Origin of the sequence: Chryseobacterium sp. LAM-KRS1, assembly GCF_013184525.1 — a bacterium.
Classification (GTDB): Bacteria; Bacteroidota; Bacteroidia; order Flavobacteriales; family Weeksellaceae; genus Chryseobacterium; species Chryseobacterium proteolyticum.
On record NZ_JAAOIZ010000003.1, the window covers coordinates 767426 to 786080 of the forward strand.

11 protein-coding genes are annotated in these 18655 nt (G+C 36.8%); 10 read left to right on the plus strand and 1 reads right to left on the minus strand.

The window, feature by feature from the left end; genetic code table 11:
* Positions 1 to 5: 5 nt before the first annotated feature.
* Complete coding sequence (locus G9C87_RS10960; protein ID WP_172280951.1) at positions 6 to 2891, minus strand: SusC/RagA family TonB-linked outer membrane protein; 2886 nt, start codon at positions 2889 to 2891, stop codon at positions 6 to 8.
* A 417-nt stretch (positions 2892 to 3308) separates the two neighbouring features.
* Between G9C87_RS10960 and G9C87_RS10965 the strand changes: the two genes are divergently transcribed.
* From G9C87_RS10965 to G9C87_RS11010, 10 genes are all read left to right on the plus strand, one after another.
* On the plus strand, positions 3309 to 4097 hold the full coding sequence (locus G9C87_RS10965) for an SDR family oxidoreductase (protein WP_172280953.1): 789 nt from the start codon (positions 3309 to 3311) through the stop codon (positions 4095 to 4097).
* Between the two features lie 125 nt (positions 4098 to 4222).
* Positions 4223 to 5827, plus strand: a complete 1605-nt coding sequence (locus tag G9C87_RS10970) for a hypothetical protein (RefSeq protein ID WP_172280955.1) — start codon at positions 4223 to 4225, stop codon at positions 5825 to 5827.
* Positions 5828 to 6011: 184 nt separating this feature from the next.
* Positions 6012 to 9152, plus strand: coding sequence for a SusC/RagA family TonB-linked outer membrane protein (locus G9C87_RS10975; protein ID WP_172280957.1), 3141 nt, complete (start codon positions 6012 to 6014; stop codon positions 9150 to 9152).
* A 21-nt stretch (positions 9153 to 9173) separates the two neighbouring features.
* Positions 9174 to 10649 (plus strand): SusD/RagB family nutrient-binding outer membrane lipoprotein, encoded by a 1476-nt coding sequence (locus tag G9C87_RS10980; protein ID WP_172280959.1) that lies wholly within the window; start codon positions 9174 to 9176, stop codon positions 10647 to 10649.
* Between the two features lie 81 nt (positions 10650 to 10730).
* Entirely contained in the window at positions 10731 to 13079 is a 2349-nt protein-coding gene (locus G9C87_RS10985) for a phosphocholine-specific phospholipase C (RefSeq protein WP_172280961.1), read from the plus strand.
* Between the two features lie 281 nt (positions 13080 to 13360).
* Positions 13361 to 13939: a hypothetical protein gene (locus tag G9C87_RS10990; protein ID WP_172280963.1), complete on the plus strand. Its 579-nt coding sequence runs from the start codon at positions 13361 to 13363 to the stop codon at positions 13937 to 13939.
* 96 nt (positions 13940 to 14035) lie between these two features.
* A complete protein-coding gene (locus tag G9C87_RS10995) occupies positions 14036 to 14836 on the plus strand; it encodes a WxL protein host-binding domain-containing protein (RefSeq protein WP_172280965.1) in 801 nt (266 codons plus the stop codon).
* On the plus strand, positions 14829 to 17585 hold the full coding sequence (locus G9C87_RS11000) for a hypothetical protein (protein WP_172280967.1): 2757 nt from the start codon (positions 14829 to 14831) through the stop codon (positions 17583 to 17585). The genes G9C87_RS10995 and G9C87_RS11000 overlap by 8 nt, the downstream gene beginning before the upstream one ends.
* A complete protein-coding gene (locus G9C87_RS11005; protein ID WP_172280969.1) occupies positions 17582 to 18112 on the plus strand; it encodes a hypothetical protein in 531 nt (176 codons plus the stop codon). The genes G9C87_RS11000 and G9C87_RS11005 overlap by 4 nt, the downstream gene beginning before the upstream one ends.
* A gap of 21 nt (positions 18113 to 18133) precedes the next feature.
* The gene (locus G9C87_RS11010; RefSeq protein ID WP_228457001.1) at positions 18134 to 18649 is read left to right on the plus strand and encodes a hypothetical protein; all 516 of its coding nucleotides are present in this window, start codon (positions 18134 to 18136) and stop codon (positions 18647 to 18649) included.
* The last annotated feature ends 6 nt before the right edge of the window (positions 18650 to 18655 follow it).

Genomic DNA, 18655 nt, shown 5'->3' on the forward strand with positions numbered 1-18655 from the left:
AAAAATTACAATCCTATTTCCACCCCGAAAATAAATGAGCGAGCCTGAGGATATCTTCCGGTATCCACTCCATAAGTATCCATTCCAACTTCCGGATCAAATCCTGTATATTTGGTGATGGTAAACAAATTATTTGTTGTTATATAAATTCTCAGCTTTGTCACATCAAGCTTTCCATACAATTCTTTAGGCAAGGAATAACCGATGGTAAGGTTTTTCAGTCTTAAGTAGGACCCATTTTCTACGTAGAAATCCGATACTTTAGAGTAATTCCCGCTTGGGTCTCCCTGAACGAGTCTAGGTATATCGGTATTTGTATTTTGTGGTGTCCATGCGTTAAGAATTTCCCTGTCCATATTGTAGTTCTGTCCTGTTCCTCCCGGATTTAATGAAATAAACTTCAGTCCGTTAAATATTTTATTTCCGTACACTCCCTGAAAGAATACATTAAGGTCAAAATTTTTCCAGGTCATATTATAAGAAAGTCCGTACGAAAACTTGGGATAGGGATTTCCGAGATTTACAAAATCATCATTATTCAGCACTCCTGTATTTCCTTCTTTTTTCAGGAACTTGATGTCTCCCGGCTTAGCATTGGGCTGGATGAGATTTCCGTTCTTATCCTTATAATTATTGATCTCTTCCTGTGTTTGGAAAATGCCTCCGGTTTTGTATCCGTAGTAGGAATACAAAGACTCTCCTACCCTTATACGGGTGGGTTTCAGTACTCCACGCACTCCATTGCTGTTAATAAAAATCTCATTAACATCGGCCAGCTGCTTCACCGTGTTTTTTAGTTGACTGAATGTTGCTCCTATTGAATAGGAAAAGTCTCCTGTACTTCTGCTGTTATAATTAATTCCCAACTCATAGCCTTTATCCTGAAATAAACCAGCATTTACATATTGATTATTATAGGTAGCAGTACTTGGTAAACTTACATTGAATATCTGGTCTTTGGAATTTTTGATAAAATAATCAAACTGTAAAGAAAGGCTGTTTTTAAGAAAAGAAGCATCCAATCCAAAATTCGTCTGTTCCGATTTTCCCCACTTCAAATTCGGATTGGGTCTGGTAGTAGCATAATATGCAATGTTTTGAGAAGGGTCCTGCCCGAAAATCACATTATTATCCCTGATCATTAAAGGATTAACAGCCTGAGGTGAAATCCCACCTAGATTTCCCAGTATCCCGTAGCTGCCTCTTAATTTTAAGCTTGAAAGCCAGGAAATGTCTTGTAGAAAATTTTCCCTGGACATGACCCAGGCTCCTGAAAGAGCATAATAATTGGCAAATCGGTTTTGCTTCGCAACTAAGGATGATCCATCCCTTCTTCCCAATACACTGATCACATATTTACCGGCATAGTCATAATTGATCCTGGCAAGATAGGATACCAGGGATTGCTGATATTTATAACTGGAAACATCTTTATTGGTATCCGCAGCATTCTGAAGGTGCTGAAAAACTTCTACTTCGCTTCGGAAATCATAGGCTTTCGCCAGGAAACCTTCATCAATTGTTTTCTGAAATGTAAAACCACCCAGAAAATCAAAATTATGCTTGTCAAGAGCTATTTTATACGTAAGAAGCTGTTCTGCAAGGGCTGTCGAAGAGTTGTTGGACTGATACTCAAGATTGTTGGTATCGAAAATCTTTCCCACTTCCAAAACTCTGTATGTAAAATTCTTAATGGTCCCAATTTTAAATGTCTGAGAAAAATTCGACCGGAACTTAAGATCTTTAGCTAAAGTAACCTCAGCATAAGGATTGATGAGAATTTCATGGGTAGGATTTCTTATGCTGATTCTTTGCAGATAGGCTACCGGATTGATCATATCTCCGTAACCTCCAGCCACATCAATTGGTAATCCTGAAAAGGCTCCCGTCGGAGTATATACAGGAACATTTGGCGGATAATACATCGCGGCTACCAATGCCCCTGTATATCCACTTTTGGTATCCGCGGTATTTCCATCTGAGTAATTATAATACATATTTTCTCCGATGGTTAACCAATCCTTGATCTTATGCTCAGAATTAACTCTGAAATTATATCGTTTTGCCTGGGTATTCAATAATATTCCTTCCAGATTCCTATGGTTCATTCCAACAAAAAAACGGGATTTTTCACTTCCCCCACTTACATTAAGATTATATTCCTGGATCGTTCCCGTACGAAAAATTTCTTTCATCCAGTCGGTCCTTGTTACTCTTCCATCCGGATATTTATCCGCATTAAATGCCAAAGGTAAGCTGCTTAGTTTACCTGCATTCTCAAAGGCCTGACGCATCACATCCTGAAATTCAGCAGCATTTAATGATTCTTTCAACCTCCAGGCTTTATTAACACCATACTTCACATCAAAATCTACGGTCAGCAATCCTTTCTTCCCCCTTTTTGTGGTTATAAGAATTACTCCTCCTGAAGATCTTGCTCCGTAAATAGCTGCAGAAGCATCTTTAAGTACGGATATATCCTGAATGTCATTAGGGTTAATAGCCGGAGTTCCGTTAAACACCACACCATCCACCACATAAAGTGGGGTTTCACCGTTGATTCCTCCTAAACCACGGATATTTACCTTCGGGGAGCCGTTTGGATCTCCACCCTCGTTAACAACAGTTACCCCCGGAGCTTTTCCCTGAAGGACCTCACCGATGCCGGATAGGGATCTTGAAGAGAGCTTATCTAATGAAGCTTCGGAAACAGCACCGGATACTTTACTCTTTTTCTGCGTTCCGTATCCTACGACGACCTCATCGATTGATTTTTCTTTTAAGCTGTCTTTTTTCTGAGATAGCAACACCGGAGACATACACAGTGCGCCGATTAGTAGTCCGCGGCCTGTTAAATAGGCCACCGAGACAGGAGTTTTCAGTACAGTCATTTCATGCTTTTGATTTCGGATGCAAAATTAGAACAGCATACTCCTTAGGGTTATTAACATTTTTTTATATTTCTATTAAGAAATAGTTTTTCAATCGGTTAAAATCCGCACATAAAACACTACATATCAAATAAATATTGATAAAATAAACATTAATTATGTATTCCCTACATCATTAAGGTTAAGTTTATTTTAAGTTTTATCCCTGTAACAAAAGTGTGTATCAATCTATCCACCTATTGGTATTTATCTTTAGTCTGTATTTTCAGGAAGAATAAGTTACAGAGTTCATTATTCTTTTTTTTACATTTGCTGAAAATACGAGTCCGGTGCTGTCTGATGAGGAATATAAAAAACTTGTCAATAATCAGTAGCCGGAAATATGAATAACAACAATTCTAAAAGCAATAAAAAGAAATGACCATTATCATCACCGGAACTTCATCAGGAATTGGTTTCGTTTTAGCAGAATATCTGGGAAAGAAAGGACATCATGTATATGGATTGAGCAGAAAACATACTGAAAGTCAATATTTCAAGTCTATTCCTACCGATATTACAGATAACACAGCAGTGGGCAACGCCATAACTGAAATCTTAAAAACAGAAACAAGAATTGATGTGCTGATCAATAATGCCGGGATGGGAATGGTAGGAGCTGTAGAAGATTCTTCGAAAGAAGATATCCTGAAGCTGTTCAACCTTAACCTGGTAGGCTCTGTTCAGATGATGAGTGCAGTAATGCCTGTAATGCGTAAACACAAATTCGGAAAAATCATTAATATATCGAGTATCGGAAGTGAAATGGGACTGCCATTCAGAGGATTTTACTCAGCTTCGAAATCGGCTTTGGATAAGGTTACTGAGGCAATGCGTTATGAGGTATATCCCTGGAATATCGATGTATGCTCTCTCCATTTAGGAGACATCAAAACCAATATTGCAGAAAACAGGGTGAGAACTAAAGTTTCCGAACCTTATAAAAGTGTCTTCGATAAAGTTTACGCATTGATGAATTCTCATGTCGGTGACGGAACAGAACCATCAGAAGTAGCAGAATATATTGAAACCCTTCTGACAAAAAATAAGTGGAAAGCCCATTATTATTTTGGAAAATTCGGCCAGAAAATAGGAGTTCCTTTGAAATGGATTCTTCCACAGGGAACTTATGAAAATTTAATGAAAAAATACAATAAACTGGATTAATTCCGGTTAGTATTGAGTGAGGAAAGGAAAAATAATAAAATAGTTAAATCTATAATTTGCAAAATTGTGATTGAGCGGCAATTTTCACTTCACCGGATTTCTGAATGGTTTAAATAAATGGAGTATTGAAGTTATTTCTGAAAATATTTTTTGTATTGTTTTGCGTTTTTGTTCAGGCGCAAAAAAAAGTCTATTGGCTTACAGATACCCAAACCAAACAAACAAAAAAAGTAAAAGATTCCGCTTCGGCAGTAAAATTCCTTGACTCTCTGGCTCAGAACAACTATTTTTTCACCCAGCTTAAGGAGGTGAAAGTAAAAGGGGATAGTACGGAGATCATTTATGATAAAGGAAAAAACTTCAATGAAACATATGTCAGTATCTCAGATTCAATTGTAGGTAAACTGAAGATCAAAAAAGATTTTTTTACTAAAAATTTAGATTCAACCAAAAAGAGCATTAATAAAAGGTACGTTGATGACGGGTATTCATTCAGCCGGATCAAGTCCAAATACAAAGGCCAGAAGAACGGCTATCCAATGGTTGAACTTGAAATCAACAAGAATGATAAAAGAACGATCGATGGTTTTGTTGTAAAAGGATATGAAAGAGTTCCTAAGCGATTTATCAAAAACCTTGAAAAAGATTTTAAAGGAAAAACCTATGATGATAAGAATCTGATTGCCATTAATAAAAATTTTCAGAGTCATCCGTTTGTTTCACTGGAACGTCCTCCTCAAACGCTCTTTACAAAAGATTCCACCCAGATCTACTTGTTCATGGAAAAGAAAAAGACCAATACGTTTGATGGGGTTATTGGTTTCGGGAATGATAAAACGGACAAGTTCACATTGAACGGAACATTGAATGTGAACTTCAGGAATATGTTCAATGGTTTTGAAACGATCAATTTATATTGGCAGCGAAATCCTGACAAAGGACAAACTTTTGACTTACAAACAGATATTCCGTATCTCTTTAAATCGAATGTCGGCCTCAATATGAAGGTCAATATCTTCCGGCAGGATTCAACATTTGCGAATGTAAAGTTACTCCCTGCATTATACTATCACATCAACAACAGGTATAAAGTAGGTCTCAGAGGAACTTTTGAAACATCAAGTATTATCGACACTTTATATGTTCAAGGAAAAGATTACAACAAAAAAGGGATCGGAGTATGGCTTGATATGACAGAGCCTACTGACATCGATCTTTTTCTCTACAAAACAAAAATAAACGCCGGTTACGATTTCCTTACGACAACATATACTAAAGATAATATTAAAGCCAACCAAAATCAGTTCTATTTTTTCGGGGAACATAATTATCACATTTCAGGCAATCACTTCCTCAACATAAAGGCAGAGGGCGCCATGATGGATTCAAAAATAGAATTTTCAGCCAACGAATTGTATCGTTTTGGAGGATGGAATTCCATGCGTGGGTTTAATGAAAAATCCCTTGCCGCTGATTTTTACTATTATGCCGGGTTAGAATACCGCTATCTGATCGGAAGCCAGGCATTTTTTGATTTCTTTGGACAATATGGGCAGCTTAACAACAAATCCTTAAATGTAAAACCCAAGCTATACAGTATTGGGTTAGGATTTAATTTCTTTATTCCGATAGGGCTCATGAGCTTCCAGATTTCAAACGGTAATGAGTTCGGAAATCCATTCAAGTTTAACGACATTAAAATTCACTGGGGGATCTTAAGCAGATTTTAATGAAAAATGCTTTTATTACTTAAAAAAACAACCATTTATAGTAAAGTAAAAAAGTGATATATATAGGCTTTCTGTTTTATAATTATATTAACTTTTCTTGATACAGATCAGCAAATGATATTTTTATCTTAATATATCATTAAGATATAGGTAACAATGCAGCGCTAAATTTGTCCTCAAAAAAATGAAGAAGACTTTAGCTACTTTTGCAATTTTTTTGCTCCCCCTATACCTAACTGCTCAAGAAGTCAACATTTCCGGAAATGTAAAATCCGAAAACGGCAATACAGTCTCCGGTGTTAACATCACCGATAAAAACACTGGGAAAACAGCTATTACAGATGAAAATGGAAATTTCACCATTTCAGCAAATCCAAAAGATATTCTGGAGTTTTTCTCACCTGATTATTCATCCTACACTATAGAAGTTTCTTCGAGAAGACAATATTCCATTGTTCTAAAAAAAGTAAATGAAAAACAAATCGAAGGCGTTGTGATCACTGCCTTAGGGATTGCCAAAAAGAAAGAAAAAATCGGCTATTCCACACAGGAAGTGGGGACAAAACAATTTGAGTCCATCACCACTCCGAGTATCGGAAATTTATTCTCCGGCCAGGTTGCAGGATTGAATGTTTCTAATCCTACGGGAATGCAGCAGGCACCTCAATTTACATTAAGAGGAAATTCCAATCTGGTATTTGTCATAGATGGGGTTATTGTTGAAAAGGAAGTCTTTCAGAATCTGGATCCTAACAACATTGATAATATTAATGTATTAAAAGGGGCAACAGCTTCTGCATTATATGGTTCCAGAGGTAGATACGGAGCCGTTCTTATCACTACCAAAAGTGCTAAAAAGAAAGGATTTACAGTAGAATTTTCTCAAAACACAATGATTACTTCCGGGTTTACCAATCTTCCGAAGACCCAGACTCAATATGGAAATGGTTCTCACGGAAAGTATGAATTCTGGGATGGAGCAGACGGAGGAGTGAATGACGGAGACATGATCTGGGGTCCGAAATTTGTTCCCGGACTAAAAATAGCGCAATGGAACAGTCCGATCAGGGACAAAGTTACAGGGCAGGTCATTCCGTGGTATGGAACCGTTGCAGGAAGTCAGTACAATGATAAATCAAGATATGAAAGGGTTCCTATTGATTGGGAATATCATGATAATTTAAAAACATTTCTAAAGCCAGCTGTCATAAACAACAACAGCTTTTCCGTAAGCTATAAAAATAATAAAGATATTTACAGGCTTTCCGGGAACTTCATGAACTATGACGACAGAATTCCCGAAGCTTATTTACAGCGTTATGGGATCAACTTCTCTTCAGAAAACCACCTGACGGACAAATTAATCTTTGATACAAAATTTAATTTCACTCAGACTTTTACCCCAAACATTCCCAATTACGATTATAACCCAAGTGGCCATATGTACACTATTCTTATCTGGATGGGAGGTGACGTAGACGGAAGGGATCTGAAAAACCACATGTGGGTACCCGGAAAGGAAGGGACTTTACAAGCCAACTGGAATTACGCATGGTATAATAACCCGTGGTTTGGAGCCAACTATTACAAGAACAGAAACAGGACTAATGTTATTAACGCACAGACAGGTTTAGAGTATAAGGCAACGGAAGATTTCTCAATTAAAGGTAAGATATCTATTGTTGAAAACCACAATAAACAGGAAATATTAAGTCCTTATTCATATTTCAATTACAGTGCTCCACGAAGTGGCGGATACATTCTGAACGACACCAAAACCTGGAACCTCAACTCTGATGTTTTAGCAACGTATAAGAAAAAGATCTCTGAAAATTTCGATTTTACCATCAATGCCGGAGCATCCACATTCTATTATAAAAACAATGTAGATAATGCCTCAACAGACGGTTTGAAGATTCCTGAATTGTACGAATTATCAAATTCCATCGGAGCTATAAAGTATTATGACTACCTTAAAGAAAAATTGATTTACAGTACATATGCAACTGTAGATATTGGATTGTATAATGCTTTTTTCATCAACGTTTCCGGACGTAATGACTGGTCTTCTACATTACCAAAAGCGAACAGGTCTTATTTTTATCCTTCTGCATCATTAAGCGCTGTGATTTCGAATCTTGTAAAAATGCCTGAAGCCATTAACCTTCTGAAATTATCTGCTTCCTGGGCGAAAGTGGCTTACGATTTCCAGCCCTACTCGATCAGAAACTATTATATGAATAACAATGGAATTACTTTTAATGGTAATCCAACCAATTATTATCCTACAACTTTAAATTATGAAAACTCACTAAAGCCTGAACAGACTAAATCTTATGAACTAGGTCTTAGTGCCGGATTATTTAAAAATAGAATAACACTGGATGCAACATATTTCAGAACTTTGGATTACAATAATATACTACAGTTTCCGAGTGCCGAATCTTCAGGTTTCAAATCTCAATATGTAAATGGTAATGAATATACTACAAAAGGAGTTGAAATCTCTTTAGGGCTGATACCTGTAAAGACAAAAGATTTTATGTGGAAATCTTTGATCAACTGGAGTAAGTATGAACAAAAACTAACATCTATTTATGACAACATGCCTAACTATAACAACATTAAGCTAGGTGAAAGAATGGATTCTTATTATGACTATACATGGCAAAAGTCTCCGGATGGAAAAGTAATCCTGAATGCAGAAACAGGAATGCCAACTAAAGCAACCACTCCTACGAATTTAGGACATTTCAATCCGGATTGGACGTTCGGCTTTAATAACACATTCAAATACAAAAAACTGAGTTTAAATATCGGTATTGACGGAAGTATAGGCGGAGTAATGAGATCTCAGGTGGTTGAGAAAATGTGGTGGGGAGGAAAACATCCGAATTCTGTGGCCTACAGAGATCAGGAATATGCAAATCCGGGAACTTATTATTTTATTCCTGACGGTGTCAATTATAATGCAGCTACCGGCACTTATACTCCGCACACAAAACCTATCAGTTTTCAGGACTGGGCACAAAACTATCCTTATCAGGCAAGGGTGACACAGGATGAAAGTGAAGAATTCGCCAATGTCTTTGACAGGACCTTTATAAAGCTAAGATCTGTGGTTCTGGAATACGACTTCTCTTATTTGCTTAATCCAAAAGGATTTGTAAAAAACTTCACGGTAAATATATCCGGATATAATCTTGCGATGTGGAAAAAATCCAAAAATCTATACTCTGACCCTGATTTCCAGATAAAAACAGGAAATGATATCCAGGATCCATCGAGCAGATGGTTTGGAGTTGGATTTAACCTTAAATTTTAATTAAATAACATTTCAGTCAAAATGAAAAATATTATAAAATCATTAATTGTTATAGGAGCATTCGCCCTTACATCATGCGAAAGTAACCTTGATAAAATCAATGAAAATCCAAATGACCAGGCTACTATTGATCCTAAATCTCTTTTAACTTACGTTTCACAGTCTGCTTTCCAGGTAAATGGTGATAATATGTATGCTTCAAGGATGATGATCGGAATAGACGGAGAAAATGTTTATCAATACATGAAATGGAACGACTCATCTTTTGAAGTCTATTCCAATGGTCTTCTTAATACGGTTAAAATGATGCAGGAGGCTGAGAGAATCAATAATAAAAATTATATCGCGATCGGTAAATTTTTCAGAGCTTATTATTTTTTCAACTTAAGTTTAAAGTCCGGAAGCATCCCTTATTCTGAAGCAGTAAAAGGAGAGTCTGGAATTACCCAGCCTAAATATGATAGCCAGGAAGCCGTAATGTCCGGAATATTAACCGAATTAAAAGAGGCCAATGACCTTATTAACAGCAACGATAAGATAGAAGGTGATATTATTTATCAGGGAGATGCAACGAAGTGGAAAAAACTGATTAACTCTTTTCGTCTTAAGATTTTAATTACTCTTTCTAAAAAAACTACTGTAGGGAATTATAATATTGCCACAGAATTTGCATCTATTGCAGGAAGCCAGCCTTTGATGTCTTCTATTACGGATAATGGAGAGCTTAAATTTGCAGATGCCGCTGACAGCAGATACACAATGTTTAATAACAGTGGTTACGGTTCAAGTTTGTATATGGCCGATTATTTTATTAATTTCTTTAAAAACAGACAGGATCCAAGACTATTCACATTTGCTGCCCAAACTACCGCAGCAAAAGAAGCAGGAAAACCTATTACTGATTTTACAGGATATAATGGAGGAAATCCTGTTTCCCCATATTCTGATAATGCTGCATTAGTGGCTGCAAAAAATATCTCCAAAATCAATGATCGGTTTTATAAAGATCCGACGAATGAACCTTCTTCGGTATTGAGTTATTCCGAGCTGGAATTTATTCTGGCAGAGGCCACTGCGAGAGGGTGGATTTCAGGATCTGCAAAAACACATTATGATAATGGGATTAAAGCAAGTTTCAGTTTTTATCAGACATATGTAAAAAATCCAAATCTTTATTTTTCAGGATTTAATGTGAATAATTATTTAGCTACTCCCTTAGTGGCATATGATAATTCCGCATCGTTATCCAGCCAACTGGAAAGAATTATGACCCAGAAGTACATGACGATGTTCCACCAGTCACAATGGACATCTTATTATGATTATCTGAGAACCGGCTATCCCAATTATCCTTTACAAACTGGGGTTGCTGCACCTTTACGGTTCCGATATCCTCAAAGTGAGTATAACTACAACAGTGTAAACCTGAAAGCCGCATTAGCAGCTCAATATGGAGGAACAGATAATATCAATTCCAAACCTTGGTGGTTACAATAAAACTCTAACATTTTTAATTTACTTGAAAGAAATCGCGGGAAATACTTTTATCTTGCGGTTTCTTTCTTATTTTATTTCAGCATGAACAGAAAAGAATTTTTACAGAAATCAGGTTTGTTACTGGCAGGTCTAGGAACTTCAAGTGTTTTGCACCCTTCTATTTTAAAAGCGCTCACAATAGAACCCGCTGCCTTGTCTACATTTTATGACGCCGAACATGTGGTTATTCTGATGCAGGAAAACCGCTCATTTGATCACGCCTTTGGATCATTGAAAGGTGTAAGAGGATTCCTTGATAAAAAAGCATTTGTAAAACAAGACGGACATTCTGTTTTTTTCCAGAAAGGAAATGACGGAAAGTACGCTGCTCCGGCACGTTTAGACTTAAGAAACACGAAATCCACATGGATGAGCTCATTACCTCACTCCTGGTCCGACCAACAGAAAGCTTTTAACAAAGGAAAATATGATCAATGGTTACAATTTAAGGCTTCTGGAAATAAAAATTATAAAAATATCCCACTGACATTGGGATATTATAATCGTGAAGACCTCCCCTTCTACTACCAGCTTGCGGATGCATTTACGGTATTCGATCAATATTTTTGTTCATCGCTTACCGGCACCACTCCGAACCGACTTTTTCATTGGTCAGGAACTCTTAGAGAGCAGCAAAACGGCAAAGTGAAAGCAAATGTTTACAATGAAAATATTGATTATGATAGTAACCGTCAGGCAAGATGGAAAAGTTTTCCGGAAATATTAGAAGAACAAAATGTTTCATGGAAAATATATCAGAATGAAATCAGCCTTCCTAAAGGAATGTCCGGAGAACAGGAAGCATGGCTGAGCAATTTTACAGATAATCCCATCGAATGGTTTTCAGCGTTCAACGTAAAATTCTCTAAAGGATATTACACGCATATTCCTTCTATTATCAGCTACTTACAGAAGGAAATAGAAAGAAATCCTAATCAGAAAGAAAGATTGGAAAAGCTTATTGCTGAACTGAAAGAAGATCAGGTAACATATCATCCTGATAACTATGCAAAATTGTCCCAAAAGCAAAAAGATCTTCACGAAAAAGCATTTACCAATAATTCGGGAGACCCTGATTTCTGGAATCTGGAAACAGGAAATGATGAACATGGAGAAAAACTAGTAGTTCCTAAAGGAGATGTATTATTTCAGTTCCGTAAGGACGTTGAAGAGAAAAAGCTTCCTTTGGTTTCATGGCTGGTTGCTCCGGAACACTTTTCGGACCATCCGGGATCACCTTGGTATGGGGCATGGTATATTTCTGAAGTTCTAAATATCTTAACGAAGGATCCTGAAACCTGGAAAAAAACCATTTTTATAATCAATTATGATGAAAATGATGGATATTTTGATCATGTTTTACCTTTTTCTCCACCCTTAAATCCAAGCCAGCCGGTAGATGTGAACGGAAAAGAAGGAGTGGAATATGTTAATAAAGATCAAGAATACATGTCGTCACCTCAATTGAAAGATTACGAACGTATTGAAGGAACAGTTGGCCTTGGTTACAGGGTTCCTATGATTATTGCTTCCCCGTGGACAAAAGGAGGTTTTGTGAATTCAGAGGTTTCGGATCATACTTCTGTGTTACAGTTTCTTGAGAAATTCATCAGGAAAAAATTCAGTAAAGATGTTACGATAGATAACATAAGCGATTGGAGACGAGCCATTTGTGGAGATTTGACTTCTGCTTTTAATGATTCAAATGTGACGGTCCCAAAAATGGATTATCTGAATCAAAAAGAATATACCAAAACCATTAATGCAGCCAAGAATAAGCCTGTTCCTGATCTGAAATGGCATTCTGAACATGAGCTATCTCATGCATTACTGGAAATTCAGGAGAGAGGGATAAAGCCATCCAATGCACTCCCTTACAATTACCATGTTAATCTCACAGATAACAGTATTAAAATGGAGAACCTGAAGGAGACAGGAGTTCCATTATTAATCTACGACAGAACAAAGCTAGATGATCATGGTAATTATTATTTTTCCTATGCTTTATACTCAAAACAAACATTGTCACACACTGTTTATCTGGATAATTATGATTATGAAGTTTTTGGACCCAATGGTTTCTTCAGGAAATTTAAAGGTGTGCAGAAACCGGAAGTAGAGATACAAATGCTTAATGATACGAAAAATAATGAAACTCAATTGATATTTAAAAAGAAGAAAAATGGAAATATCATGATGGATATAGAAGACCTGTATGAAAAGACCCGTAAAAAAATTGCGCTTAGTAAAGATGAAGAAAAAATAACCCTTAACCTGAAAAAGAACAAAGGCTGGTATGACGTAAAAATAAGTTCATCCGGTCACATCTGGCACTTTTCAGGAAGAGTAGAGACAGGAAAAGTTTCTATTTCTGATCCACATTGGGCATAATTTCAATTGAAATTTCAAAAAAATATACAAAAGTCTTACAGCATTGTGAGACTTTTTTTCTTTTTCATTTTCTCAAATATTGAATTATTTTTTAATCGGATATAAAAAAATTAGGCATTATTATTAATAACAACAATCAAATAGTTCTCTATTTTGTGATAAAAATTCATTATGTTTCGCATTAGAAATGAGGAGGTAAGGAGTCATAAAAAAGATAAAATCTTTTATACTTTCTCTTTATTTTATTAACTTCACTTGAAAATTAATAATAACTAACTACCATGAAAAAATTCACACTTCCATTATCATTATCTTTAGTTGCGTTGGCCATTTCAGCCCATGTAAACGCACAAGATACCAACACCGACAATCACACCATTACGATTTCCGTTCCGGAAGTTGCGCTTGTTGATATTGAACCTGCGGCTACCAAAAATATTACTTTAGGATTTACAGCTCCTACAGAAGCTGGACAACCTATTGTTGCAAGCCCTGCCAATACAACACTTTGGCTTAACTACTCTTCAATAAAATCAGTTGCAGATCCATCCCGTAATGTTACCGTTCGATTAAATGCTTTAGTTCCCGGGATAGACATTCATGTTACCGCAGCAGCGGCAACAGGTGCTGGTGCGGGAACATTAGGAACGCCATCAGCTCTGATTACATTAAGTGCAGCAGACCAGACAATTATCTCTGGGATCGGAAGTGCTTATACCGGAAATGGAGCTAATAACGGCCATAATCTTACGTATGCCCTTGCAGCAGGAAGTGGACCTGGCGGAGTTGCAGCTTACGCTGATCTACAAGCTACAGCGACAACTGTTGCTACTGTGACTTATACTATTTCGGACAATTAATATCTGAAAATACATATTTGAATAAGAAGAAATCGCTTTGTCAGTTTCTTCTTGTTCATCTATTGCATGATCTTCAACTTAAAATTTTTAATAAGAATGACAAAGCGAATCTTTCTTCTTACTTTCCTGATCTTACCTTACCTATTTTTGCATGCGGGTATCGTTGTGCTTAATGGGCTTTCGCATAATTACAAGGTAGAAAACGGACAGATTTACAAAGGAAAAATAGCCTTGCAAAACACCGGTGACAAACCTCAAAATGTGAAAATATTTTTACAGGACTTCAGTTACCAGTCAAATGGTTCTATCTACTATACAACTCCGCATACGAATGAAAGGACCAATACGGATTGGATAAGGCTTAATACAACCTTTCTTACTTTAAAGGCTAAAGAAAAAACGGAGGTCTTTTATGAAATTGCCATTCCTAATCAATTAAATTCTCCCGGTAGTTACTGGAGTGTTGTCATCGTTGAACCTGTAGATGAAATAAAACCGAGTGATAGTAAGCAGGGAATTAATATTACTTCTGTTGTAAGGTATGCCATCCAGATCATAACTGATTTTGATTCCGAAAAGGTAAAACCAGATCTAAAGTTTGAAAATATTAAAGTTGAAAAAGAAGAGGGCAGACAAGTATTAAAAATCGCCATCGCCAACCAGGGAGCAATCTATTGCAGATCAACGGCTTCCGTTGAGATATACAACCGAAAGAATGGTGAGAAAATAGGAACATTTTCATCACAGGCAATGGGACTATTACCGCAAACCTCCAAATCCTTTCCCATTGATATCAGTAAAATGCCTCCCGATAAATATACTGCAGTCATCATTGCAACAGATGAAGATGAAAACGCATTTGCTATCAATGTGGAACTAGAAGTAAAAAATGACTAGAAATTGGGCCTTATATCTTTTCATACTATTCCCAGTACTTATTTTTTCACAAAAACAATCCAGAGAAATTGTCAATAAAAAAGATAGTATACTACCGGGAACGGCTTCTTCTATTTCTTTTTCCCTGGAAAATACGACTTCTCAGAATAAGGTTTATGATATTGTCATTGAAACTTCAAATCAATACATTATTCCCATTTTAAAGAAGAATCAAGTTTCAATTGCAGGCGACGAAACTTACCTATATCTGGTTCCATTACGTATAGCCACAGAAACACCGCAGGGAAAATATACCATAACATTACGAGGTTTGGGAAGTGATAAAACCGATCAATTTATTAAAACGGCAGAAATAAATGTTCTCCCGGTCAGAAAGCTTTCAGTAACGGCAATCAATTCTCCGGAATTCGTAAAAGCAGGTGAAACCATCACCTCCTCTTTTCTACTTAAAAACAGTGGAAATGTTACTGAAAAACTGATCCTGGAAAGTAAAAATGCCGTGGTAAATCACGATGCAACTCTCCTTTTACCTCCAGGCGAAGCAAAAGTAATCAACATCAGTAAGGTCACAAATCCAGATCTGGGTAAAAATGAATATCAAAATCTTAACCTGTATGTGTATTCAGTGGATCATCCGGCAGAAAACCAAACGGCTTACAGCAGTACGAAAATTATTTCTGTTAAACCTGATGAAGATGATATATACCATCGTTTACCGGTTTCCGCCTCGATGGCTTTTATTGGAATGAAAAACAGAGGAGAATACCACGATGGCTTCCAGGGTGAATTGTATGGTAAAGGAACGCTGGATAAAGAAAATAAAGGGACATTGGAATTTCACGCTGTAACTTCCAACCCGGTTGAATTCAATTCCTTCACCCAATATGAGGAATATTTTATTAACTACAGACGGGATGAATTTTTCGTTCATCTGGGAGACAAGACCTATTCTTCCTCTTATCTTACCGAGTATGCACGATATGGCCGTGGAGCTGAAATTCGTTATAATTTCAAAAAGGTCAGTATCGGAGGATTTTACAATCACCCTAGATTTTTCCGGGATATCAAAGATGAATTCAATGTATATTCCACATTCAGGCTTCATAAAGAATCTGAAATTACAGCAGGTTATTTGTACAAGATTCCAAGACCCGGTGAAACAAGTTTAAGTTTCAGTGGTCTGAGATTAGATTCTAACGCTCACCTTCCCTATGCTACCGGAAAATTCAAACTGAATAAAAATCTTGATGTTTCCGGTGAAGTAGCCTATAGCAAAACAGATCGAATGGAAGGAAATGCCTACATGGTTCAGCTTCTTGCCAGCTACACGAAAATCAACGGAAATCTGATGTATATTAAATCAAGTCCTGATTTTGCAGGATATTTCAGCAATACAAGCACATTTAACGGTAACGTCCAGTATAAGATCTCCTCCAGGCTCAATGCATTTGCCAATTATGTTCAGGATGCCCGAAATTTTCAAAGAGATACTTTGTTTTTAGCAGCTCCTTACAGAAATTATTTTCAATATGGAATAAGCTACAGATATCTTAAAAATGGTTCTATCATGTTATACAACGGATATCAGAAATATAAAGATCGTCTTGAACCGAGACAGTTTGACTATTATGAAAGATTCGTAAGGGTAAGTATTGATCAGCAGATTGGTATTTTTCAGGTCAATCTTCAGGGGCAATTTGGAAAGACAGATAATTACCTGAGTGGATTTACTGGAAATTCCAGCTTTTACACCGTAAATCTGGCTTTTGAAAAGCTGAAAACCTCCTTCAATGTATTTGGAAGTTACGCAATAACTTCCCGGTATCAGTTACAAGACCAGGAACAGATATACTACGGTGCCCGTGTTATAAGTAGATTCTCACCGAAAACAAATCTTAGTATTTTCTATCAGAATAACTATATCCCTGAAGAGTATTTTAATGACCGCAACCTTTTTGAGGTCTTATTTCATCAGCAGATTTTTCCGGGCCATGAATTTGATTTATCGGGTAGATATGCTTTGCAGAGAGGACAATTAGGAAACAAAGATTTTATTTTTTCATTACGATACACCTGGCGTCTGAATATGCCGGTACAAAAAACTGCAGAGTACACAACGCTATCTGGAAATATCGGAAATCTGGGAGTTAAAAAAGTGGAGGGCATAAGACTTACTATGGGAAATCATTTATCCATTACAGATAAAAACGGAAATTTCATTTTTAAAAATATAAATCCGGGAGACTATATTTTAGAAATCGACCGTTCAACCACTGATATTAATGACATTCCTGATATCAGCCTTCCTGCTACCGTATTGTTAACAAATAAAGAGAATATATTTAATTTTGGTTTAACCACTGCTGCCGCTATTCAGGGAGTTATTCAATTTAAGGAAACTACGGATCCCAACCAGCTCAGTTTTGCTCAGTTCCAGCTTAAGAAAGAGAAAAAAAGAAAAGAAAGCATCATTATTGAAGCTTCCAATGGAGACCAGACCTATCGTAAAATAGCTTATATAGGAGAAAATTTCGATTTCACCTATTTACGCCCTGGAGATTGGGACATTAAGTTGTATAGAAATGGCCTTGACAAACGATACAAAATATCAATGGATGCCTTTCATTTTACCTTACATCCTTCTGAAACAAAATCCCTTGTTATTGATGTCGTAAAGCAGCAAACCGAAATTAAGTATCAAAAAGAAAGCATAAAAGTAGGATATAATACCATAAAAAAACAAAAATGAGATCACTATCAGCCTTATTTTATGTGATATTTATTTCAATAATTTCAATATCTGGCAAAGCTTTTTCCCAGATCTCAGTTGCTGCGACATTACCTATTGTAACATTATTGGATATCGAACCTGCAGGAAATATCACATTAAGTTTTGCAGCCCCTACTGAAGCAGGCCTGCCTTTGGTAAATCCAGCAGTAAATACAACAAAATGGATCAACTATACTTCGGCCATCGCTGCTGGTGGCCTCACAAGGAGAGTCACAGCATCTGTTAACCAGGTAATTCCCGGAATCAATATAAGATTACAAGCTGCTGCTGCATCCGGCTCGGGTGGAGGTACATTGGGTACTCCAGCTGCACAGGTAACCTTAACCACAACAGCAGTCAATATCATTACAGGTATAGGAGGTGCATTTACCGGAAACGGAGCTAACAATGGACACAGACTAAGCATTAGCTTAGTTCCCAGTACTTATGGAAGCATAACGAGTACCAATACTCCCGTAGTCATTACCTATACCATCACCGAATAAAAAAAAGAAATGGAATACAATATGAATTTTTTAAAGAAAGGAAAACACGCTATAAGTAGTCTGTGTGTTTTTTTATTAATCATATTGACGGGCTCTGCTCATGCACAATCTTTAACAGTAGGTGGCAGCAACTGGACCGTAAGCATCCCTCCTATCACTGAAGCAGGAACAAATTATGCCGGAACGTATGAAAGTGCAACCAATCAAATTCTTCTGGCTGCAAGTGTCCCTTTATTACTTGGTACGGCTAAGGTAACGGTACGCTATATACCGGATCCCACATGGAATAATTCTCTGGTTTTAAATATAAGGAGAACAGGTAACGGAACCACAGTTTGTGTATTATGCTCCATTACCGGAGGTACAACCTACCAGGCTATTACCCAAGCTGATCTTGAATTATTCAGAATTACTGCTGTATTAGCTCTTGCCTCATATAGCAATATTCCTCTTCAATTGGAATTAACGGGAGTATCTGTAACAATTCCGGCTGCAACTTATAACGCAAGGATAGTTTTTACAATAGGACCGATATAATTTAAA